The 21580-nt window shown below is 69.1% G+C and carries 20 protein-coding genes; 13 read left to right on the top strand and 7 right to left on the bottom strand.

What is annotated here, in order from left to right; translation table 11 throughout:
- The first annotated feature begins 37 nt into the window (after positions 1-37).
- Both ABEG17_RS16070 and acnA read left to right on the top strand, forming a co-directional pair.
- On the top strand, positions 38-484 hold the full coding sequence (locus ABEG17_RS16070; protein ID WP_406830485.1) for an acyl-CoA thioesterase: 447 nt from the start codon (positions 38-40) through the stop codon (positions 482-484).
- A gap of 118 nt (positions 485-602) precedes the next feature.
- Positions 603-3395, top strand: coding sequence for an aconitate hydratase AcnA (acnA, locus tag ABEG17_RS16075; RefSeq protein ID WP_406830486.1), 2793 nt, complete (start codon positions 603-605; stop codon positions 3393-3395).
- A gap of 151 nt (positions 3396-3546) precedes the next feature.
- Here acnA and ABEG17_RS16080 read toward each other — a convergent pair whose 3' ends face one another.
- Together ABEG17_RS16080 and ABEG17_RS16085 are read right to left on the bottom strand one after the other, a co-directional pair.
- Positions 3547-4929, bottom strand: a complete 1383-nt coding sequence (locus tag ABEG17_RS16080; RefSeq protein ID WP_406830487.1) for a DUF222 domain-containing protein — start codon at positions 4927-4929, stop codon at positions 3547-3549.
- A gap of 140 nt (positions 4930-5069) precedes the next feature.
- Positions 5070-5633, bottom strand: a complete 564-nt coding sequence (locus ABEG17_RS16085) for a DinB family protein (protein WP_406830488.1) — start codon at positions 5631-5633, stop codon at positions 5070-5072.
- Positions 5634-5922: 289 nt separating this feature from the next.
- Here ABEG17_RS16085 and ABEG17_RS16090 point away from each other — a divergent pair, with 289 nt between their 5' ends.
- Entirely contained in the window at positions 5923-6882 is a 960-nt protein-coding gene (locus ABEG17_RS16090) for an SDR family NAD(P)-dependent oxidoreductase (protein WP_406830489.1), read from the top strand.
- A gap of 107 nt (positions 6883-6989) precedes the next feature.
- Here ABEG17_RS16090 and ABEG17_RS16095 read toward each other — a convergent pair whose 3' ends face one another.
- On the bottom strand, positions 6990-8780 hold the full coding sequence (locus ABEG17_RS16095) for an NAD(P)-binding domain-containing protein (RefSeq protein WP_406830490.1): 1791 nt from the start codon (positions 8778-8780) through the stop codon (positions 6990-6992).
- Positions 8781-8925: 145 nt separating this feature from the next.
- Here ABEG17_RS16095 and ABEG17_RS16100 point away from each other — a divergent pair, with 145 nt between their 5' ends.
- The gene (locus ABEG17_RS16100; RefSeq protein WP_406830491.1) at positions 8926-10164 is read left to right on the top strand and encodes a transcriptional regulator; all 1239 of its coding nucleotides are present in this window, start codon (positions 8926-8928) and stop codon (positions 10162-10164) included.
- 204 nt (positions 10165-10368) lie between these two features.
- On the top strand, positions 10369-10812 hold the full coding sequence (locus tag ABEG17_RS16105; protein WP_406830492.1) for a hypothetical protein: 444 nt from the start codon (positions 10369-10371) through the stop codon (positions 10810-10812).
- 368 nt (positions 10813-11180) lie between these two features.
- On the opposite strand, the gene ABEG17_RS16110 is transcribed toward ABEG17_RS16105, so the two are convergent.
- On the bottom strand, positions 11181-12119 hold the full coding sequence (locus ABEG17_RS16110; RefSeq protein WP_406830493.1) for a phosphotransferase enzyme family protein: 939 nt from the start codon (positions 12117-12119) through the stop codon (positions 11181-11183).
- A 96-nt stretch (positions 12120-12215) separates the two neighbouring features.
- Here ABEG17_RS16110 and ABEG17_RS16115 point away from each other — a divergent pair, with 96 nt between their 5' ends.
- A complete protein-coding gene (locus ABEG17_RS16115; protein WP_406830494.1) occupies positions 12216-13685 on the top strand; it encodes a sensor histidine kinase in 1470 nt (489 codons plus the stop codon).
- Here ABEG17_RS16115 and ABEG17_RS16120 read toward each other — a convergent pair.
- A complete protein-coding gene (locus tag ABEG17_RS16120; protein ID WP_406830495.1) occupies positions 13623-14687 on the bottom strand; it encodes a TRAP transporter substrate-binding protein in 1065 nt (354 codons plus the stop codon). The two genes, ABEG17_RS16115 and ABEG17_RS16120, sit on opposite strands and share 63 nt — an antisense overlap.
- 134 nt (positions 14688-14821) lie before the next feature.
- Between ABEG17_RS16120 and ABEG17_RS16125 the strand changes: the two genes are divergently transcribed.
- From ABEG17_RS16125 to ABEG17_RS16145, 5 genes are all read left to right on the top strand, one after another.
- Positions 14822-16324, top strand: coding sequence for a sensor histidine kinase (locus tag ABEG17_RS16125; RefSeq protein WP_406830496.1), 1503 nt, complete (start codon positions 14822-14824; stop codon positions 16322-16324).
- Positions 16312-17040: a response regulator gene (locus ABEG17_RS16130; protein ID WP_406830497.1), complete on the top strand. Its 729-nt coding sequence runs from the start codon at positions 16312-16314 to the stop codon at positions 17038-17040. Before ABEG17_RS16125 ends, ABEG17_RS16130 begins: the two co-directional genes overlap by 13 nt.
- Positions 17041-17051: 11 nt before the next feature.
- On the top strand, positions 17052-17675 hold the full coding sequence (locus tag ABEG17_RS16135) for a hypothetical protein (RefSeq protein WP_406830498.1): 624 nt from the start codon (positions 17052-17054) through the stop codon (positions 17673-17675).
- A gap of 373 nt (positions 17676-18048) precedes the next feature.
- Complete coding sequence (locus ABEG17_RS16140) at positions 18049-18261, top strand: hypothetical protein (RefSeq protein ID WP_406830499.1); 213 nt, start codon at positions 18049-18051, stop codon at positions 18259-18261.
- Positions 18262-18689: 428 nt separating this feature from the next.
- The gene (locus ABEG17_RS16145) at positions 18690-19154 is read left to right on the top strand and encodes a hypothetical protein (protein ID WP_406830500.1); all 465 of its coding nucleotides are present in this window, start codon (positions 18690-18692) and stop codon (positions 19152-19154) included.
- Positions 19155-19247: 93 nt separating this feature from the next.
- On the opposite strand, the gene ABEG17_RS16150 is transcribed toward ABEG17_RS16145, so the two are convergent.
- Complete coding sequence (locus tag ABEG17_RS16150) at positions 19248-19526, bottom strand: hypothetical protein (RefSeq protein WP_406830501.1); 279 nt, start codon at positions 19524-19526, stop codon at positions 19248-19250.
- Positions 19527-19612: 86 nt separating this feature from the next.
- Between ABEG17_RS16150 and ABEG17_RS16155 the strand changes: the two genes are divergently transcribed.
- Both ABEG17_RS16155 and ABEG17_RS16160 read left to right on the top strand, forming a co-directional pair.
- Positions 19613-20203, top strand: a complete 591-nt coding sequence (locus tag ABEG17_RS16155; protein WP_406830502.1) for a hypothetical protein — start codon at positions 19613-19615, stop codon at positions 20201-20203.
- Between the two features lie 299 nt (positions 20204-20502).
- Positions 20503-21087, top strand: coding sequence for an SMI1/KNR4 family protein (locus ABEG17_RS16160; RefSeq protein WP_406830503.1), 585 nt, complete (start codon positions 20503-20505; stop codon positions 21085-21087).
- 37 nt (positions 21088-21124) lie between these two features.
- On the opposite strand, the gene ABEG17_RS16165 is transcribed toward ABEG17_RS16160, so the two are convergent.
- Positions 21125-21514 carry a hypothetical protein gene (locus ABEG17_RS16165; protein WP_406830504.1) on the bottom strand — a complete coding sequence of 130 codons (390 nt, stop codon included), beginning with the start codon at positions 21512-21514 and terminating at the stop codon, positions 21125-21127.
- Positions 21515-21580: the final 66 nt, after the last annotated feature.

Below are 21580 nucleotides of genomic sequence, written 5' to 3' on the forward strand. Positions count from 1 at the left end.
CCGGGTCCTCGGGGCGGGTGACCTAGGCTCGCTCGTCGTGTCGACGCAGCCGGACCACAAGCCCAGCCCCGCCCCGTTCACCCACCACGTGGAGGTCCACTTCTACGAGGTCGACCAGGTGGGGGTGGTCTTCAACGCGTGGTACCTCGCCTGGTGCGACGACGCGCGCCTGGCGTACCTCGCGTCCCGTGGTTACGGGCTGGAGGACGCCCGCGAGGCCGACGCGCTGCCCCTGGTGCGGCACGCCGACATCGAGTGGCTGGCGAGCCTGGCGGCGGGGGACCGGGCCGACATCGTCGTGCGCCCGGTCCGTGTGGGGACGACGAGCTTCACGTTGAGGCACGAGATCCACCGGCACTCCGACAACCTGCTGTGCGCGGTGCTGACCATCACCTATGTCGCCGCGGGTCTCGCCGAGCGGACCAAACGACAATTGCCACTTTCGCTGCGCACCGCATTGGACGAGGATCGGGTCCGGACCTGACCACGCGGGACCGACGACGCGACCGCCAGCGACCGACGTGATATCTTGACGTCAAGATAAATCGAGTTCGACAGCAGAGTGCAGCGACGCACACAACTGAGCATCGAAGGAGCAGGCAGTGGCCAGCACGAACAGCTTCAACGCCCACGGTGAACTCACGGTCGGCGACCAGTCCTACGAGGTCTACCGGCTGTCCGCGGTCGAGGGCAGCGAGACCCTCCCGTACAGCCTCAAGGTGCTGCTGGAGAACCTCCTGCGCACCGAGGACGGCGCGAACATCACCGCCGACCACATCCGCGCCCTCGGTGGCTGGGACGAGAACGCCGAGCCCGACACGGAGATCCAGTTCACGCCGGCCCGCGTGCTCATGCAGGACTTCACGGGTGTCCCGTGCATCGTCGACCTCGCCACCATGCGCGAGGCCGTGAGCGACCTGGGCGGCGACCCGGCCAAGATCAACCCCCTCAGCCCGGCCGAGATGGTCATCGACCACTCCGTGATCATCGACGTGTTCGGGCGCAAGGACGCCTTCGAGCGCAACGTCGAGATCGAGTACCAGCGCAACGGCGAGCGCTACCAGTTCCTGCGCTGGGGCCAGACCGCGTTCGAGGACTTCAAGGTCGTGCCCCCGGGCACCGGCATCGTCCACCAGGTCAACATCGAGCACCTCGCCCGCACCGTCATGGTCCGCGACGGCGTCGCCTATCCCGACACCTGCGTCGGCACCGACTCCCACACGACGATGGTCAACGGCCTCGGCGTGCTCGGCTGGGGTGTCGGCGGCATCGAGGCCGAGGCGGCCATGCTGGGCCAGCCCGTGTCGATGCTCATCCCGCGCGTCGTCGGCTTCAAGCTCTCGGGCTCCATCCCGTCCGGCGCCACCGCCACGGACGTGGTCCTGACGATCACCGAGCAGCTGCGCAAGCACGGTGTCGTCGGCAAGTTCGTCGAGTTCTACGGCGAGGGCGTCGCCCAGGTGCCGCTGGCCAACCGCGCCACCATCGGCAACATGAGCCCCGAGTTCGGCTCGACCTGCGCCATCTTCCCGATCGACGACGTGACGCTGGAGTACCTGCGCCTCACCGGCCGTTCGGAGCAGTCCGTCAACCTGGTCGAGGCTTACGCCAAGGAGCAGGGCATGTGGCTCAAGGCCGGCCCGGACCAGCCCGAGGCGCGCTATTCGGAGTACCTCGAGCTCGACCTGTCGACCGTCGTCCCGTCCATCGCCGGACCCAAGCGCCCGCAGGACCGCATCGCGCTCACCGATGCCAAGACCGCGTTCCGCAAGGTCCTGCCGACCTACGTCTCGCACGACGAGGGTGACGCCGGTGTCGCCAGCAGCTTCCCGGCGAGCGATCCCTCGCCGCAGGGCGCGACCGACGGCACCAACGGTGGCGACAAGCCGGCCGAGCAGGGTGACGGCGCCGGCCGTCCGTCCCGCAAGGTCTCGGTGACCTCGGCCGAGGGCACGACGTTCGAGATCGACCACGGCATCGTGTCGATCGCCTCGATCACCTCGTGCACCAACACGTCGAACCCCTCGGTGATGATGGCCGCAGCCATGCTCGCCAAGAACGCCGTCGACCGCGGCCTCGCGGTGGCTCCATGGGTGAAGACCTCGATGGCCCCCGGCTCCAAGGTGGTCACCGACTACTTCGAGAAGGCCGGCATGTGGCCCTACCTCGAGAAGCTCGGGTTCCACCTCGTCGGCTACGGCTGCACCACCTGCATCGGCAACTCCGGCCCGCTGAGCGACGAGATCTCCAAGGCCATCAACGACAACGACCTCGCCGTCGTGTCGGTGCTGTCGGGCAACCGCAACTTCGAGGGCCGCATCAACCCCGACGTGAAGATGAACTACCTCGCCTCCCCGCCGCTGGTCATCGCGTACGCGCTCGCCGGGACGATGGACTTCGACTTCGAGACCCAGCCGCTGGGCACCGACACGTCCGGCAACGAGGTCTTCCTCAAGGACATCTGGCCGACCCCGGACGACGTCGAGCGCACCATCGCCTCCTCGATCAACCAGGAGATGTTCACGTCCGACTACGCCGACGTCTTCGCCGGTGACGAGCGCTGGCAGTCGCTGCCGACCCCCGAGGGCAAGACCTTCGACTGGGACGGCGAGTCGACCTACGTCCGCAAGCCCCCGTACTTCGACGGCATGTCCATGGACACCACGCCGGTCGAGGACATCTCGGGAGCGCGCGTGCTGGCCAAGCTGGGTGACTCGGTCACGACCGACCACATCAGCCCGGCGGGTTCGATCAAGGCCGACAGCCCGGCGGGCACGTACCTCGCCGAGCACGGCGTGGACCGCAAGGACTTCAACTCCTACGGCTCGCGTCGCGGCAACCACGAGGTCATGATCCGTGGCACGTTCGCCAACATCCGCCTGAAGAACCTCCTGCTCGACGGCGTCGAGGGCGGTTTCACTCGCAACTTCCTGTCCGGCGGCGACCAGACGACGATCTACGAGGCGTCCGCTGCCTACCAGGAGGCCGGTGTCCCGCTGGTCATCCTGTCGGGCAAGGAGTACGGCTCGGGCTCGTCGCGTGACTGGGCGGCCAAGGGCACGCGCCTGCTCGGGGTCAAGGCCGTCATCGCCGAGTCCTACGAGCGGATCCACCGCTCCAACCTCATCGGCATGGGCGTCATCCCGCTGCAGTACCCGGCCGGGCAGAACGCCGAGTCCTTGGGACTCGACGGCACCGAGACGTTCGCGATCTCTGGCATCACCGCGCTCAACGACGGCACGACGCCCAAGACGGTCAAGGTTCGCGCTGAGAAGGACGGCGGCGACCCGGTGGAGTTCGACGCGGTCGTCCGCATCGACACCCCCGGCGAGGCGGACTACTACCGCAACGGCGGCATCCTGCAGTACGTCCTGAGGTCGCTCGTCAACAGCTGAGTCCCGTTCTCCCGCAACACCGTCGAGGGGTATGCCGCGTGGTCACCACGCGGCATACCCCTCGATCGTGGGTGGGGTCGATCACGAGACTCTGAGGAGGCCCGGTGGGCGCATTCCAGCGGCCCCGCCAGCGGCGGGGTGCGGGGCGAGGTCAGGTTCGTTCGTGGCCGGGCGGCCGGTGGAGGACACCGTCATGCGGCCTCCCGCTGCGGTGATCGTACGAACCCAGCGCCAGGTCCCAGACCACGGTCGGCCCTTGTCGGGCGTCGACCACGCTGCCGCTCAGCCTCTCGCGGTGGACCACGGTGTGGTGTGCCCGGCAGAGGAGGGCCGCGTTGTGGATGTCGGTGGGGCCGCCGTCGGCCCAGTGCACCAGGTGGTGCGCGTCGGTCCATCGCGCCGGCTTGCTGCATCCGTTGAAGGTGCAGTGCTGGTCGCGCAGCCACAGGTGGCGGATCTGGGCCGTCGTGAACAGCCGAGCTGCTGTGCCCTGGTCGAGCACCTCGCCGCGGCTGGCGAGCACGACGGGGACGACCTCGGCGTCGCAAGCCATCCGACGCACGGCGTCGGTGGTCAGGACATCACCGGTGAGGGTGAGACCAGCTCCGCGAGCCCGACGTTGCAGCACCTCGAGCGGGACCGTGACCAGCACGGTCGTCTTGGCCTGCCGCGGCAGGCCGTCGGGTGCCTCCACGGCGCGGGACACGAGGTCCACCAAGGCATCGGCACGGCGGGCGGCGGGAGTCCTGGTGTCGAGGTCCCCGGTGTCCTCGTCCCGGCGAGGCCGTGCAGGCGCCTCCACCGCGGCGTCGACGACGGCAGCCCCGTCGTCGTCGAGGAGCAACGTGTAGCGGGACAGACCCACAGGACCGCGGGCCTTGGTGAACGACCGGTGGGCCCGCGCCACGTCACCGTCGTGCTCGACGGCTGGGTCCGGGCGGAGCAGGTCAGCGGTGCGACGCACGCAGATGGCCAGGTCGCGCTCGCTCAGGCCGCCGGGACCGGTGGCCCCATCGAGAAGCGTGTCGAGCGCCTCGTCGAGCTGTTGGGGGTCCGCCAGCCCGGCCACGGACCGGTGGAAGCGCACCAGCTGGGCAGCCTTGCCGATCGGCAACACCTGCCCGATCGGGTCGCGTTGCCCTCTCGCGGGAACCGAGCCGACGGTGGCAGCCTCGAGGACTCCTGCCAGCCGAGGGTCGCTGGCCGCCCGGGCGACTGCCTGGGCGTCGGTGACCGTGCGAAGCGGGAGGAGTGGCGCGAGCGAGCGGGCCCAGTCCACCGGACCCCAGCCCTCGCCCCTGCCCAGGCCACGCGACCCGGCCTCCGCGAGCACGCTCACCAGCGTGGCGTCGACCAGCGCGGAGAGCTCGCCGAGGGCTCGGACGGCCCTGGTCAGCTCGGGCTCCGACATCGCCCAGACTCGAGTCGTTTGTGAGTCGACCATGGCAGCGACCGCCACCTCCAGGGCGCCAAGCACGGGGCGGACAGGGTGCTCGCCGTCCTGCCCGTGAGGCTCCTGCGGTGTGATGGCCATGACGAAACCCTAGCGGCGACCACTGACAGTGCGCCGCGCTGCAGGCAAGGTGAAACCGTTGTGGCGCAACGGTATTCAGGTTGCTGGTGGTACGAATGGCCAGCGTCGGGGGCGCCGCTCACTGCCGCTGCCGAACGCCCTCAGCCCATGGTCTTCTGGCCGTCGAGGGCCTCGCGGATGATGTCGGCGTGACCGGCGTGCTGCGAGGTCTCGGCGATGATGTGCAGCACGGCCCGGCGGACCGACCAGTGGGCGCCCGGCTCGAACCAGGGCGCCTTGGGCAGCTCGTGGTCGGTGTCCAGGTCCAGGGTCTCGACGAGCTCATCGGTGTGGCGGGCGATCTCGTCCCAGCGCGCGAGCTGGCCTGCGAGCGTCTCGTCGTCCTTGAGCCGGTGCGAGTCGGCGTAGGCCGCGACCTCGGCGGGCGGGTTGGTCAAGTCGATCGACTCCCAGTCGATGTCCGGGGCTGACCCTGCGCCCTCGGTCATGAAGGTCGCCCACTGGGCTTCGGTGTCAGCGACGTGCTTGACGAGCCCGCCCAGCGTCAGCTCGCTGACGGTCGTGCGCTGCCGCGCCTGGTCGTCGTCGATCCCGCGCACGGTGAAGCGCAGGAAGTCGCGGTGTCGGCGCAGCGACTCGATCAGGTCGGCGCGCTCGCGGCTCGGGGTGGATGTCGGGGTGCTGGGCTCTGGTGTCGTGGTCATGGCACCAGCGTAGGAAGGGAAGAGGTCAGTTCCTGACCGCTTCGGCCTCCGGCGTCGTCCCCTCACCTGTGCCAGTACGGCCGTTCGGGCCCGATCGTGCACGAATGGACCGTCACCGGCGGGCGGAGGGGCGATTTCTGTCGTTTCGGGCGCGACTCGTCCGCACGGGCGCTGCTTGCCATGTCCGGGTGAAGGTCGCGGACGGGTTCGCACGACGTCTCTCGTGCACGGGTACGCGCAGGACGTGCCCCGCTCGTCGCCTTCCACCGGTCGCCCGTACCGTGATGCCATGCCCACCAACGCTGCTGCCCGGGCCCTCGACTGGGCGATGGACAAGTCCCTGGTCCTCGGTTACACCCGCCTCGGTCCCCGTCTGCGCCGGTCCTGGTGGCCGGCTGACCCGCGGCCGGCCTGCCTCGCGGGTCGGCACGTCCTCGTGACCGGGGCCAGTGGCGGGCTCGGGCTTGCCGCCGCGCAACAGATCGCCGCCCTGGGGGCGACGGTGCACCTGTTGGGGCGCAAGGCCGAACGTCTCGAGTCGGCTCGCACCGAGCTTCTCGCCGCCGAGCCCTCGGCCCGGGTCGAGATCGCGCCCTGCGACCTCAGCGACCTCGATGCTGTGCGTGGGTTCTGCGCAGACTTCTCCGCGCGGGTGCCGGAGCTGCACGCGTTGGTGCACAACGCGGGTGTCCTCCCTCCCGAGCGCCGGACCACCGCGCAGGGCCACGAGCTGACCCTCGCCACCCATGTGCTGGGGCCGCACCTGATGACCGCCCTGTTGGCCGACAACCTGCGCGGTGGACGCGTCGTCGTCGTGTCCTCCGGTGGCGCCTACGGCCAGAAGCTGCCGGTCGACGACCTCGAGTACACGCAGGGCGACTACTCGGGCGTCACGGCCTATGCGCGCACCAAGCGGATGCAGCTCGTCATCACCGAGCAGTGGGCCGACCGGCTGCGGGGTCGGGTGTCCGTCCACAGCATGCACCCGGGCTGGGCCGACACCCCCGGTGTCACCGAGTCGCTGCCCGGCTTCAACAAGGTCATGGGGCCGCTGCTGCGCTCGCCCGCCGAGGGCGCCGACACCGTCACCTGGCTGGTCGCCACCGACGACCCCATCGGCACCGGCGGCTTCTGGCACGACCGCAGCCGCCGTCCCACCCACTACGCGCCGATCGGTGTGGAGACGGCCTCGCAGCGGCAGCGTTTCTGGGAGTTCGTGGTCGCCGCCACCGGCGAGCCCCTCGCCTGACCGCGGAGCCGGCGCCGCGGCATACGCGGCCGTCGTGGAACCGGTATGCAGCAGGGCTGGCCGCGCGCGCCGTGGCCAGCCCTGCTGTTGCCCAGGATTCTCGCGCCTCAGCGCGGGTGGTGCGACTCCTGCAGCCCGTAGACGGGGGTGTCGAGCCCCTCGTACCGCGCCCGTAGCTGGAGGGCGAGGAACTGGCTGTAGTGGCGTGACTGGTGCAGGTTGCCGCCGTGGATCCAGAGGTGCTCGACGTTGGTCGGCTTCCACATGTTGCGCAGCTCGCCCTCCCAGGGGCCGGGGTCCTTCGGGGTGTCGGAGCCGAAGCCCCAGACCTTGCCGACGCGGTCGGCGACCTCGGGGGAGATGAGGGTCTCGAGCCAGCCGTTCATCGACTGGTAGCCCGTGGCGTAGACGACCACGTCCGCCGGCAGCTCGGTGCCGTCGGTGAGGACGACCGAGCTCTCGGTGAGGTGGTCGACCTGTCCGTTGACGACCGGGATCCGACCGTCGATGACGAGCTGGGAGGCGCCGACGTCGATGTAGTAACCGGAGCCGCGGCGCAGGTACTTCATGAACAGCCCGGAGCCGTCGACGCCGAAGTCGAGGTCGAACCCGGCCTCGCGCAAGGCGTCGTAGTAGTCCTTGTCGCGCACCTGCATCTCGTCGTACGCGGGCTTCAGCACCCCCGGCATGATCCGGTAGGGGAGCGAGGCGAAGACCAGGTCGGCCTTCTCCGTCGTGACGCCGCTGGCGAGCGCGCGCTCGGAGTAGAGGTCGCCGAGGGCGAGGTCCATGAGCGACTCGCTGCGCACGATGTGGGTGCTCGACCGCTGCACCATCGTGGGCCGTGCGCCAACCTCCCACAGCGAGGCGCAGATGTCGTGCGCGCTGTTGTTGGACCCGATGACGACGACGTCCTTGCCGGCATACGCATCGCCACCGGGGTGCTGGGAGGAGTGGTGCTGCTCGCCCCGGAACGTGTCGGCGCCGGGGAAGGACGGGATGAACGGGTAGCCGCTGACGCCGAGCGCGATGACGAGGTGCTTCGGCCGCAGCGTGACGTCCTTGCCGTCGCGGTTGACCTTGACCTCCCACTCCTGGGCTTCCTCATCCCATTGCGCCCCAAGGCATTCCGACCTGGTCCAGTAGTTGAGCTCCATGAGCGCGGTGTAGTGCTCGAGCCAGTCGCCGATCTTGTCCTTGGCCGCGAACACGGGCCAGTGGTCGGGGAACTTGAGGTAGGGCAGGTGGTCGTACCAGACCGGGTCGTGCAGGTGCAGCGACTTGTAGCGCTTGCGCCACGAGTCGCCCGCCCGGTCGTTCTTCTCCAGGATCACGGTCGGTATGCCGTGCCGCTTCAGGCGTGCGCCGAGCCCGATCCCACCCTGCCCGCCGCCGACGATGACGACGTAGGGCTGCTCGGTGTCGCCGAGGGCGGCGTCGTCGGCCGTCTTCTTCTCCAGCCAGCTCTGCCGGCCCTGGTGGATCTCGTGCTCGACCCCCTTGACTCGACGCGGGCCGCCCGGCTCCTCGAACCCCTTGAGCTCGGTCATCGTCGTCAGCAGCGTGAAGGCCTTGCCGTCCACGAGGCGCAGGTGGCCGTGGCCGCGGGCATCGGCGGTCTCGAAGTCGATCCACGCCTCCACGGTCCCGTCGGCCTCGGTGGCCGGCTCGGCCAGGGCCCACCCCTTGGGCTGCACGCGGCCCAGGGTCGCCTCGAGCATCTCGGCGATCTGGTCGCGGCCCTCCATCGTCCTGATGTTCCAGGTGAAGGCGACGAGGTCGCGCCAGTAGCACTCGTCCGCGAAGAGCGCGGTCACCGCCGGCACGTCGCGGGCCTGCAGGGCCTTGTCGAACGAGGTGAGCCACGCCTCGGCGGCGTCGCTGGGGGAGGTGTCCATGGTTGCTCCTTCGCATCCGGGAGGACCAGTCCACGACCGGGGACGTTGCACGGGCGTTGCACCGGCTCTCGTGCCGCCGGCGCACCCGTTGCCGCTCCCTGCTTGGGGGGTCCCGCTCGGGGCTCGCGCGTGCGAGAGTGCAGCCATGGGCCGACGCAGTGTCGCGGGGCTCCGTGAGGCGCACGAACGCGTCCTCGCGGGGGAGGACGACGCGCGCGTCAGTGACCAGATCGCTGCGTCGTGGCGCCGGGCGGTCGCCCAGGGCATCGACCCCGAACGCCAACGGCCACGCCGGTTCCGCGAGGTCGACGACACGGTGCGGTTGCGCGTGGAGCACCCGCTCGCGCCATACATCCCTGTCGTGACGGGCCTGCTCGGCGACTCCTCGATCAGCGACGACCACCTCGTGGTCGTCACCGACGTCTCGGGGGAGGTGCTCTGGCGGATCGGGTCGACGGCGGCACTGCGGGTGGCTGAGTCGATCGAGTTCGTCGAGGGTGCGAACTGGTCGGAGGGCGGGATCGGCACCAACGCCATCAGCCAGTGCCTCGTCAGCGGCGCGGCGGTGGACCTCGTCGGGGGCCAGCACCTCGTGCACTCCCACCACGGGTGGCTGTGCTCCGCCGCGCCGATCACCGATCCCGGCACCGGTGACATGGTGGCCGTCCTCGACGTGTCGGCACCGGTCGGGCTCGAACCCGTGGCCGCAGGCGCCCTGGTCCGCACCGCGGCCCGGCTCATCGAGGAGCTGATGCGCGGGGACGCGCTGCGCCGTCGCGCGCAGGCCCAGCCGGCGTTACGCGCCGTCGCCCAGATCGGGGTGAACCTGCTCGGGCCGCGGCCCACCGTCCGGGTCGGCGGCGCCGTCCACGACCTCACTCCACGTCGCGCCGACATCCTCGCCCTGCTCACCTCCCGAGAGCGCGGCTGGAGCGCCGACGAGCTCGCCGGCGCGCTGTACGGCGACCGCGGCGTGCCCTCCTCGGTCCGCGCGGAGGTGCACCGGTTGCGAGAGGTGCTCGGTCCGCGCCTGGACTCCGCCCCCTACCGGCTCGGTGGCGACGGGGTGTCGGTCGACGTGTGGAGCGTGCGGCGTGCGCTGGCCGCGGGCGACCTGGCTCGGGCCCTGGAGCGGTACGCCGGACCGCTGCGTCCGGGTTCGGGCTCGCTCGAGGTGGCGCTGCTGCGGGCCGAGCTGCACGAGACGCTGCGGGGCGCCGTGCTGAGGTCGGGGGATGCCGGGCTCCTGGCCCGGTGGGTGGACGGTGGGGGCGCCGACGACGTCGTTGCGCTCCAGGCGCTGCTCGCCGTGCTGCCCGCGGGCGGCCTCGCGAGCTCCCTGTATGCCGCGCGGCTGGCTCGGCTCGACGCCACCTTGCGCTGACGGAGGGCTCTGGCCCCGCTGTTTTCCGCTCGCCGTCTCGGGCATCTCCCTGCCGCACCCTCGCTGCCGCCATTCGTGGCTTTGGGGCCACGAATGGTCGGTGGTCCCGGACAGGACGGGGCAATCCGTGGCCGCCGCGCCACGGATTTCGTGGTGGGTTCCCGCATCTCTCGCCATGGCCTAGAATCGAACACATGTTCGAACGTGACGACCCCGAGCCCCGGTCGTCCGTCACGCTGCCCGGAGCTGGTCGTGGCGAGCCGCGCCCGCCGGGCTGAGGTCCTTGGCGCGGTCCCGCCCGGCTGGCCGCCGCTCGTGCCGCCGCCGGAGAGCCCGGGCTGGCAGGTGCCTGCCGTCTCCTGGCTGCTCGACCACTGCCCGTCGGACTACCGCTCCTACGCAGGCTGGCGGCGACAGCCGGTCGCCCTTGCCTGGGTCGCCACCCGCCACATCGACGCCCAGTTGGTCGCGATGCGACAGGCCTACCGCGAGGTGCGCGTCGAGCTCGGCGACCACCTCACGAGCGAAGGCCTGACCCAGGTGCTCGCCGACCTCGAGGCCGAGGGGGTTCGGCTGCTGGCGGCTCGACGCAGCGCCGGGTTGGTCTACGACGCCCTCCAGGGCAAGCGCTACGTCCCCCGACTGTGAGCGGGTGGCTCCGGACCAGTCGGCGGGGTGCTGGCGGAGTGCTGGTTTCACCGTTGCCTAGACCGCCGCCTATCGGGACGAAGCGAACGTCCGCACATGCCGATGTGCGGACGTGCGGGTGGCGTCCGTCGAGGGGCTCATGACTTGCCGACAAGGGTCGTCGATCCCGGGCATGTTGTGTCCCTCCTGGGCGGCCAAGGGGGCTGCGTCCGCGAGGCCGCCACGCGCCGTCATCCGTCGTTGCTGTCCTCTGACCGCACGAGGTTGCGCCGTACCGTCATCAACGCGTCTGGCCCACCAGACGGTCGCCTACGGCGGCGCGGCTGCGGCGATTGCGTGGCCGGAGCCGTGGTGGTCCCCGGTACCTCTCACACCGTACGCAGGAGGGACTGGAGCAGCTCGCGCGTGTGCGGCTCGTCCAGGACTTCGCTGATCCATGCGGCGGAGTCGGCACGGTCCGGGGAGCGCGGGTTGGGGTGCAGCCAGTCGGTGGCGGCCAGCTCGGTGATGTGTCCGAGCTGGGCGATCAGCATCGAGAAGTGCCCGCGGCGAGTCACCGACCCCGGCCCACCCACCTGCCGGTAGGCGGTGACCAGGTCACGGGCACGACCAGGGTCGGTGCGGGCGAACTCGAAGAGCACACAACCGAGTTCCTGGCTTGGATCGGCTGGCCCACTGTCCTCCCAGTCGATCACGCACACTCCGCCCTCAGTCGTTCCAAGGAGGTTGTCGGCCCACAGGTCGCGGTGGCAGGTAGTCAGCACCTGCGGTGGCTCCATCCAGGACTCCAGCGCCACCAGCTCATCACGAAGCTCGGCCAATCGGCGGCCAAACGGCGCCCGTGCCCCTACGAGTCGCTCCACCAAGCGGTCCCAGCGATCAGCACCGACGGGTTTGCAGTACCAGGCGTCCAGGTGACGCACGTCCGTGTCAACGAAGGGGACACGGTGGATCGCGGCGACCACAGCGCCGACCCGAGCGGGATCAAGAGCCGGGTCGGCGGGGCACAGATCCACCCACTCGTACACGCGCGCCTGGGCGCCGTCGACGGAGGCGAACACGGATCCCCATGTGGTGCGGCGCACCTGAGGCGTCGGCACCCCCGCGGCGTGGGCCGCCTCGTGGAATGCGGTCGACGAACGCACCTCCTCCTCCGACGAAGGCCACAAGGGCACCTTGACCGCCCAGCTGCCGTCGGTCGTGTCCAGCCGCCAGACAACACCCTGCTTGCCCCGTGCGACGGGTCCATCCGACAGCTTCGCTGAGCCGCCAAGCGCATACTGTCGCGCCAAGTCCGCCGCATCCATGTGTGCATTCGAGCACCCGAACGCGCCGGCGTCGACCCGAGCAGCACCTCCCAGGCGTGGTCGACGTGTAGTGGCCTGCGGTGACACGATGCCGGTGTGTGGGATCGAGGACGGGCGCCAAGGCGGCTGGCCCCCCGGGCAGCGGCGGTCCTGCTCGCGGTGCTCACCGCAGTGTTTGCGGTCCTGGCGTGGCGCCGCGACGAAGAGGTGTTGGCGAGCGGCTGGTTGAGCATCTGCGACCTCGGGGTCGGACTGGTGTTCCCGCTCGCCGGTGCGTTGGCTCGCGGGGCAGCCGTTCCCCGACTGGCGTTCTCGTCGGTCGGGCCGGCCTGGCTGGCCGGGTCGGTGTCAGGTTGGTTCGTCGGGTTGCACCAAGGAGTTCTCCTCGTGGCTCTGGCTGTCTTTCCGCGGGCCCGGCCGTGGCTGGCGTCGCTGTCGCTGGTCGCGGGAGTCGGTGTGGCCGTCGTGGCGCCGGAGGCGCTGGTCACCGGCCTGACGTTCGCGGCCTTTGCGGTGATGTTCCTCGTGGTGGATCTTCAGGAGGTGCTCCACGAGCGCGGCTTCTCGGTCTTGGCTGCCGCAGGCCTGGCGGGCGTGCTGCTCCATGCGCACTGGCTGGCGACGAGCAGCCGGCCGGCCGTGCCCTTGCTGTACGAGGGCGCCCTCGTCGCGTGCGCCGTCGGCTATGTGCCCGCGTCCCGGGTGGTGACACGGCAGCGCCGAGGGTTCGGGAGCAGGGCGCTCACCGGGTCGGTGGGCGTCGAGGGTCTGGAAGGTCTCCTTGCAGCTACGGTGCGCGATCCCGCGCTGCGCCTGACCCCTGAGGGCCGGGTCCTTTCCCGCTCCGCGGTGCTGTCCGACCCGGACGTGGCGGACTCGGTTGCCCAGGCGGTCCGCATTGTCGTCCGGCACGAACAGCTGCGTCGCGAGGACCTGGCGCAGGTTGACGCGCTCGAGTCCGCGCGCAGAAGGCTGGTGTCGGCGGTCGATGATGAACGGGCCCGAGTGGCACAGGAGCTCGAACAGCGCGTGGGGAACGTGCTCGATGCGGCGATGTCGGAGCTGCAGGAGCAGGCCCCCGAGGTCAGCGCAGCGCTGCGGGCGACGAGAGCCGAGATAGAGCAGGTGGTCGCTGGCCTCCCCCCGGGAGACTTGCACGAGGTCGGCTTGAGGGGCGCCCTGCAGCGACTGGCCGCCGTAGCGCCGATAGCGCTCGAGGTGGACATCGCCGACACCGTGCCGTCAGACGTGGAGGCGGCTCTGTTCTTCGTGAGCTGCGAGGCGCTCACCAACGCCATCAAGCATTCGGGGGCGTCTCGGTTGCGGTTCCGTCTGGAGGTCAGGGGCGACTACCTCGAGTACACGGCCAGCGACAATGGCAACGGCGGTGCCGACGCGGGCGGGTCGGGACTGTCTGGGCTGGTCGACCGGGTCGACGCCATTGGGGGGACTCTGGAGATCGTCAGCCCACCCGGGCGAGGCACGACGATGACGGTCCGGGTGTCATCGAAGGCACGTCGCCGGGACGTCGGGGACGTCCGCGCCGGTGTCGGCGGCGAGAACTGACTCGACCTTGCGAAGGAGGGGGCCGCTGACCGGATCGGCTGCGATGGTGTCCACCACCGGCCTGACCGCGGCCCTGAGGTCAGCGAGCTGCCGTACCGAGGCATCGTGGAACCGCACTCCCGCTCGACACATGTTGAGCGCCGGAGTGGCCTCGTCGTACTGGTAGTCGACCGAGGCCTGCACCGCGGCCTGCGCGGCCTGCCTGACCCACTGTTGCTGTTGCGGGGTGAGCCGGTCGTACGTCGACGCGTTCATGGTGAACACAAACATCTTCGCCCACAGCGCAACGTTTCTCGTGGTGTCGGGCAGCAGGTCCCCCAGGTCGTTCTCGTCGTACTGAGCGATGTCGATCTCCACCCCGTCCAGCTTTCCGGCGTTGACGAGCTCGGGGAAGCTGTAGCTGGCGCTCACCGGTGTCGCGCCCAGCGCCTTGACGGCATCGGCTTGGACCCGGGAGTTGGTCGTGCGGAAACGCACCCCCTTCCAGTCCGCCAGCGTGACCAACGGCCTCGAGGCCATGGGCCGCCGTAGCGGGCCGACGGCCAGGCCGAGCCCTACCAGGCCATGGGCGCGCAGCGTCGCCAGCAGCTCGTCGGCGACCGGGCTGGTGACCAGGGCACGCTGCGCGCTGACGGATGTGATGAGGAAGGGCGTCTCCAGGGCCTGCAGCGATGTGATGCCTGCCGCGCCGAAGGCGCGGGTGCTGGGCCACGCGAGGTCGTACCTGCCGTCCGCCAGGGCGGTGATCTCGTCAGTTTCAGCCGCCGGCTTCCCGCTTTCGAAATGGGATTCGACCGCGACCTTCAGCTGGCCGCCGGACAGCGCGACCACCTGCGTCAGGAAGACCTGCGCGGCTGGGCTCTGATGGTTCGGGTTGAGCGCATCGAAGTTCACGACCCGCAGGACCTTGGTCTTGACCCCGGTCTTGTCAGCACTGTCCCGTTCGGTGCATCCGGTGACAAGACCCATGGCCAGCGCGAGTGCGAGGGCGAGGACTGGCACACGACGCATGCTGGCCTCCTGCTCCGTTGAGAATGCCTCACGCTACGAGAGGCGCCGTTCGGGGCACCACTGAGGTAGCACGGGCAAGGCGTAACCGTCGGACTGCGCGTGAGCCAGGCCGTAACCTCCTCGGTGTGAGGACTCTGCTCCTGCCCGCTATGGCCACCTTCTCGACCCTCCCGGTGGTGGCCACGCTCGCTGGGGTCGACCCCTTCGGCACCGTCGGCCCTACGCCCGTCCTCGATACGGCCCTTGGCTGCGGACTCGCCCTGGCGCTGCTCGCCTGCTGCTGGCTGGGACTCTCTCTGCGCGAGGGGCAGGCGCTGTCCCTCGTCGTGATCGGCTGGACGCTGTGGGCGCTCCGTTTCCAGACATGGGCTCCTGCGGAGGTGGTTGCTCTTGCATCTGCGGCAGGGGTGTTGGTCGTGCTGGGTTCTGCCCTGGCTCTTGGGCGGCTGCGCCGCGGTGTGATGGTCCTCGGCGCAGCGGCCCTGCTCGTGCACGTCCTGGCCTATCAACCCTTTTCGCAGCCCGGGTGCGGTTCGGTCTGCGTCGAGACGTGGGCTCCGTTGGCTGGACTGTGGGGCGCCAAGACGGCTCTCGGCATCGCGGTCGGCCTCGAGTGGCTGGTCCTGCTCGCCATCCTGGTCGGGCCCTTCTCACCGTGGGTGCTGCTCCTCGGGCTCACCACCCTTGCGGCGGTGGCCGCGGACAGCAGCTCCTGGTGGCGTTGGCCGACGCTCGAGTCGACCATCGCTGAAGACCGGCTTCGCACGGCTGCTGTCGTCGTACTGGCCGTCTGTCTCGGTGCAACGATCGTCCGCCGGATGTTGGCCCGGCGGGCCGTGCACGACCTGGTCCAGGCGCTGTCGGCACGCGAGGACTTCCCCGGTGTGGCCTTCGCGGTTCCGGGGGCGAGCCGCTGGGTCGCCGTCGACGGTCGGCGGGTCCTCCCGCCCACGGCCGGGCTCCGACTGCCTGGACCGGACGGACACGCGGCAGTGAGTGTCCCGCGTTCGTGGCGCGCGGAGGACTCGCTGTCCCCGGTCGACAGGTTTTTGTTGGACTCCGCACGCCTCACAGTGGTTGCTCGAGCGCGGCTGGCCGACCTGCGGGCCTCACAGCAACGCATCGTCGCGGCGGCCGACGCGGAGCGCCGAAGGGTGGAGCGCGACCTGCACGACGGCATCCAACAGCAACTGGTCGGGGCGAGGCTGCTGCTGGCCTCCAGGGAGGACCCGGGCGTGGCTGGGGCGGAGCGCAAGGTCGGCGAAGCGGCGGCGGCCCTGCGCAACATCTCTCACGGCGCCCTCCTGTCCGTCCTCGTCACCGACGGTCTGCAGGCTGCCCTCGAGGACCTGGTCGTCGGGACGGACACCCAACTGGTCGGGGCCGACCTCCCACCCCTGGATGCTTCGGTGGAGCGTGCGGCCTACGACGTGGTCGCAGGCGCGGTGCGTACGACGCGCCAGCCGTTCACCGTCCGGCTCGAGGTCCGGGACCGGCGGTTCTCGGTGATCTGCGATCCGAGTCCCGGCCTCCCGGAGCAGATGGTGCTCGACCGTGTCGCCGCGACCGGGGGTCGCGTGCAAGAGGAGGGCGCGACGATGAAGGCGCAGTGGCCATGCGAGTCGTGATCGCTGACGACGTGCTCATCGTGCGGGTCGGCCTGGCACAGATGCTGGCGAACCTGGGCGTGGACGTGGTCGGCGAGGCGGGAGACCCTGCCGCCCTCTTGCAGCTCGTCGCGACCCAGCTTCCCGACGTCGCGATCGTGGACATCCGGATGCCGCCCACGCACAAGGACGAGGGCATCGTTGCCGCACAACGGATCCGCAAGGAACACCCAGACGTAGCGGCCCTTGTCCTGAGCGAGTACCTGCAGCCTGCGTACGCAGACCGGCTGCTGGCGGACAAGCCCTCTGGTCTCGGGTACCTGCTCAAGGAGCGCGTCGCGGATCCGGGAGTGCTCAGCGACGCCTTGACCCGCGTGGCTGCGGGCGAGTGCGTCGTGGATCCCGGCATCGTCGAGCGGTTGATGCGCAAGCGGGCTGACTCCCCGCTGGCGGGTCTGACCCCCCGAGAGCGGGACGTGCTCGCGGGAATTGCTCAAGGGCGATCCAATGCAGGAATCGCAGCCGAGCTCGGCGTTCGAGAGCGCACGGTGGAGGCGCTGTGCGCGCAGGTGTTCCGCAAGCTCGATCTCGAGCCTGACCCGAATGTGAACCGGCGGGTGCTCGCCGTGCTGGCGCTGCTCAGGCCAGGCCGACCCAAAGTCACCGGGGGTAGCACGGTGCCAGGAGGGCGCTCCGGCTCGTACCGTCGAAAGGGACCAGCAACCCACCAGGAGTGAAGGGCGTCACCATGAGACCGCTGCACCACTGTGCCGCCGCAGTCGCCCTCGTCGCCGGCGTCACCCTCTCAGCCTGCGGGGTCAGCAGTCCGGTGGCGGGCGCCGCGGCCACCACAGCCCCGACCTCGGCTCAAGCGCAAGCGTCGGCGACGAGCGCGAAGGGACAGGAGCCGCCGACGACGCAGGCACCGATCCCTCCCGGAACGTACCGCGTGCGGATCACCGCGCAGGAGCTCGTCGATGTCGGTGCCTTCGACGGCCAGTCGGCAGGCACGTGGACCCTGACACTGGGTCAGGGTCGGTACCAGTTGCACTGTGCGCGGGTGGAGAAGGACAGCGAGCAGTGCGGGAACAGCGCCGACCTGGGAGCCAACAGCGGGATGGTGGTCGAGGTGGGCACGACCGCTGGTGACGCCTCGACCCTGTGGCTCGTCTACGACCAGGCGAGCACCTTCGCGGTCAATCACTGCGATCGCTGCAACCCGACGAACAGGCAGCTGCCTCCGTACCGCCTGGACTGGAGCCTTGAAGGAAACGACCTCGTCCTGAAGAACGTCTGGTCCGCGAGCGGCTACAACAAGGACCTGCCGGAACTCAACAACTACTCCCTCAAACCCTGGAAGAAGATCGGCTGAAGACGCTCCGCTCTCCAAGGAGCCTTCGCCTCGGAAGACTCGGTCCTCGGTGGGCTCTCAAACCAGGCTGGCTCTGTTGACGGCATGACGACCCCAAACACCTGCCAGCGCGGGAAGCGTGGCCGCGGACGTGGGGTCCAGGCGTCCGCAACCGCCGCAGATGGCGCCGCGCGACCGCGAAAAGGGGCGGTATCCTCCTGGCCGTGTTCCACATCGTCAGCGCATCAGGCGCCGGCCGAACAGGGGCACCGAGATGCTCGCGCTCATGCCGCAGTGAGTGAAAGAGCGAGCCTGCCGTCTCCGGGTGGTGTGCGGGACAACATTCGCATGATCCGCCCCGGCGCGTCTGCGCTTGGTGCCACACTCCAGTTCCATGACGCGTGCTCAGAACACGACCCTCTGGGGCCTTGCGTTGGTCGTCGGCGCCTTCGTGCTTGGCAGGGGGGAGAACATGCTGCCCTGGGCGGTGGGAGCCGCGGGGGTGGTCGCCGCCATCGGCGGTGGACTCGTCGCCCTCAACGAGCGTGATGCGGCACAGCTTGCCGCACGGGAGGAGAGCGGGAATCCCGACGCCGAGGGGGCGTGACACGAGCGATCCCCGCCCCGCCGTCACGGCAGCGCCAAGACAACGTGAGGTGACTCTGCTCGAACGAATGCAGCACCTACGGGGTAGGCACTGATTCTCGCTTTCTCCCTAGCTGGCACGCCCGCTCATGCCGCGATCCGCTCGTGCCGAGGGTAGGTCCGCTCATCGTGCCATGGCTTTTTGCCCTTGCTCATTCTTGCATCAGGTCGCTGCCAGTGAGGTCTTGCCACGGCACCAGGCCACCTCCAAGGGGACAAAGCATCCCTCTCCCACGGACTCGACGGCAAGGTCCCACCGTTACCCCGGAATGCCCAGCGGGGTCGGCGGCGATCCGCGATAGTGGCGTCGTGGGTTTGGTACTGAGGCTTCTCCAGCGGCTCGAGAAGCGCACGGAGGCATGGCCTACGCCCACGATTCCGGAGGGTCCGGTGAAAGAGGTATGGGCTGAGGTGCTCATCCGCGCCTCGTGCCAAGCTGTGTGGGACCAGATCGAGGCACCGACCGCGCAGACCCATGTCGCCGACCCGGACTCCACCAAGGAGGTCTCGCTCGCCGGACCTTCACCCGGGGCCGGCGGAGCCAGCAGCCTTATGTTCCGGATGACCGACCACGGCCAGCTCAGCGTCTTCCCCTCCACGGTCGTGGCAGAGGAGCCCCCTCACGAGTCGACTCGCCACATCACCATCCCCAGCGTGGACGTGGTCGACGTGCTCGAGCGCCACACCCTCACGGAGGTGCCGGAGGGGTGCTCCTATCGCGTGGCGATTGTGTGCCACTCCGGTCGCTCCCAACATCTCTCAAACAGTTCCGTGTCGATGATGCAGGAGGCCCTCGTCGAGTTCGCCGCCAAGGTCAGGTTCCTCGCCGAGGGTGCACTCGATCGACCCACGTAGCAGGGCGGCTATTCCTCGGCGCGCGTTCCCACATGACCACGGCATGGATTCATGAAGTCAGCCTGAGGGCCGCAGACGCCCGCTCATGCCCGCTTACCGGCGATCGCTCCACACTTCGTCGAACACGTCCTGGGAAGTCGCCCAGGACGACCAGTCTTCAGACTCATCGAGCTGCACCCTGCCCAACTGCCCGAACTGGTCTTCCTGGCGGTCGGGGCCGTAGCGCAGGACAGGGCCGGCGTCGTAGACCTCGATCTGCCGTAGGGGCCATCCGTCCTCGCCGACTTCGAAGTAGTACGTGGCTGCACCCCACGTGTCGTACTGATCGCCGCGGCTCTCGTCCCAGCGCCGTCTGAAATACCGGTTGCCCACCGCACGAGTCTGCCCGACAGTGCACGCTCGTGCCGCGATCCGCGCGGTCTCACCGAAAGGCGTGCGGTGGTGCCGAGCATCTGGCAATGGGCCGTTTCTACCGCCTCGGGCGCGGCCGGCCCGTAGTCTTCCCACCGGTCGGGCCTGAAAGCCACTTGAGGGGAACTATGGCTGTAGAGATATCGGTTGCTGAGCGGATATTCGATGGTCTGTATCTCAAAACGGTTCGGACCTCCGATGGTGAGATACGAGACATCCCTTCTGGGCAACTGCCCGAGCCATCGGACGAGCTCCTGATGACGATCGGTGAACCTTCCTTCGTAGTGCGTCTGGAGAAGGAGGTTCACGAAGACGCCGACGTCCCTGAGGCGATTGGCTTCGCTCTGCGTCAGGTCGCACGTCGGCTACATCACGTCATGCCTGACGGTCGAGAGGACGCGGACGATGAGGGCCCGGTCGAATGGGTCCTGGGCCCAGCGGTCCATGATGGGGGCGTCGTTCTGTGGCTCGATACCGACGGCACTGGAGCTGCCAGGGCGATGATCGACGGAATCGTCAAAGTCTTCGTTGAGGAGCTCGCCCCTTTGGGGGTGCAAGCTCATGTCTGCGCCGGCCCCCCGTACCCAAGCGCGCTGGTGCCCGCTTGGATCAGTGGGGGCGAACGTCAGCGCCAATGAACGCCTAGCGGGGCGGCACGCCCGACTAAGGACAGGAGGGTGGAGATCGAGCGGCGAACGTCCGCTCATGCCGCGATCCGCGTGGCCTTGCCCATGGGCGGACGTCGTGAAGATGGAGTCGACTGGAGCAGGTCCTACAGCAGTTACTTGACGGAAAGTTTGGGTCTTGGCTTTCGTCGGTGGCGAAACGGTCCCCTTCGAGTAGCGATCGTGCGTTCATGCCGCGATCCGCGCGGCCGTGCCGATGAGTGTGCGTTCGATGAGTCATTTCCGGCGCTATGTACGGGTACGTTGCGGTCATGCCGCTCCCCATAAATCAGGCTCTTGAGGCAATAGAGACGGGCATGCACAGTCTCGGGCGGACCTTCACTGCTGGCCTCCTCAGGCCCGGCCTCCCACCCGAGCAGACTCGCACTGACCTTGGTGAACGAGGGCTGGTCCCATCCGACGAGCTCGTTGAACTGTATGGATGGCACGACGGGACCGACGCGCTCGAGGGAACGACGCTGGATGACATGCACCTGTTCCCGGGCTTCTACTTCGCCTCTCTGAAGGAGGCGCTGACCAACTACGACGCCTTCCGAGACGACCGTCGGTGGAACCCGGATTGGCTACCGGTCTTCGCCAACGGCGGCGGGGACTTCTTGGCCGTCACGTGTTCCGAAGAACCAAACACCCGGGGCGAGGTGATCCACTTTCGGATCGAGGAATCAGAGCATCCAGTCGAGTTCGCATCTGTCTCACGCCTTCTCAACACCGTGGCCGCCGCCTACCTGGAGCGCGTGTACTTCATCGACGAAGACGGCTACCTGGAAATGGACGACTCGGTCTTCTCCGAAGTCGCGAGACGACTCAACCCAGACGTCGCGTGGTGGCAGGACTAGCACTGCAGTCGCACGGATCTGCCGCGGACAGGGCGGATTAGGCGGGGTGGAACGCCTCGGGCCGCTCAGCAAGCTGCCGCCGGAATGCGTCCTCGAGCGCTTGGTCAGAGGGAAGCGCATGTTCGTATGAGTCGTCAGCGCTCTCTTCCAGCGCGTCGGCGGCGTCTTCGTCCTCCATGTCGGTGTCACCGATCTGCTGCGCCGTATCCTCCATGAAACGAGCCACCTCAGGCAGAGCGAGCCACACGAAGCCGTTGCGTGCGCGGCTCAACTCTTCCTCCGACAGCACCTCGAACGCGTGCAGCACTCCGCCGTTCATGGCCAACCCGTGGAAAGCCAGAGAAGCCGCCAAGGCGATGTCGCCCTCTCGCGGTGCATTTCCTCCGCCACGCGTCGCCCTGTTCCAGATCTCGTCCGCGTCGTCCATGGGAGCAGGCTCCATGTTGGCGCTGCGCCACGCAACCGCTGCCAACGGAACATCCGCTCATGCCGC

This window comes from Pedococcus sp. KACC 23699, from assembly GCF_045348425.1.
Lineage (GTDB): Bacteria > Actinomycetota > Actinomycetes > Actinomycetales > Dermatophilaceae > Pedococcus.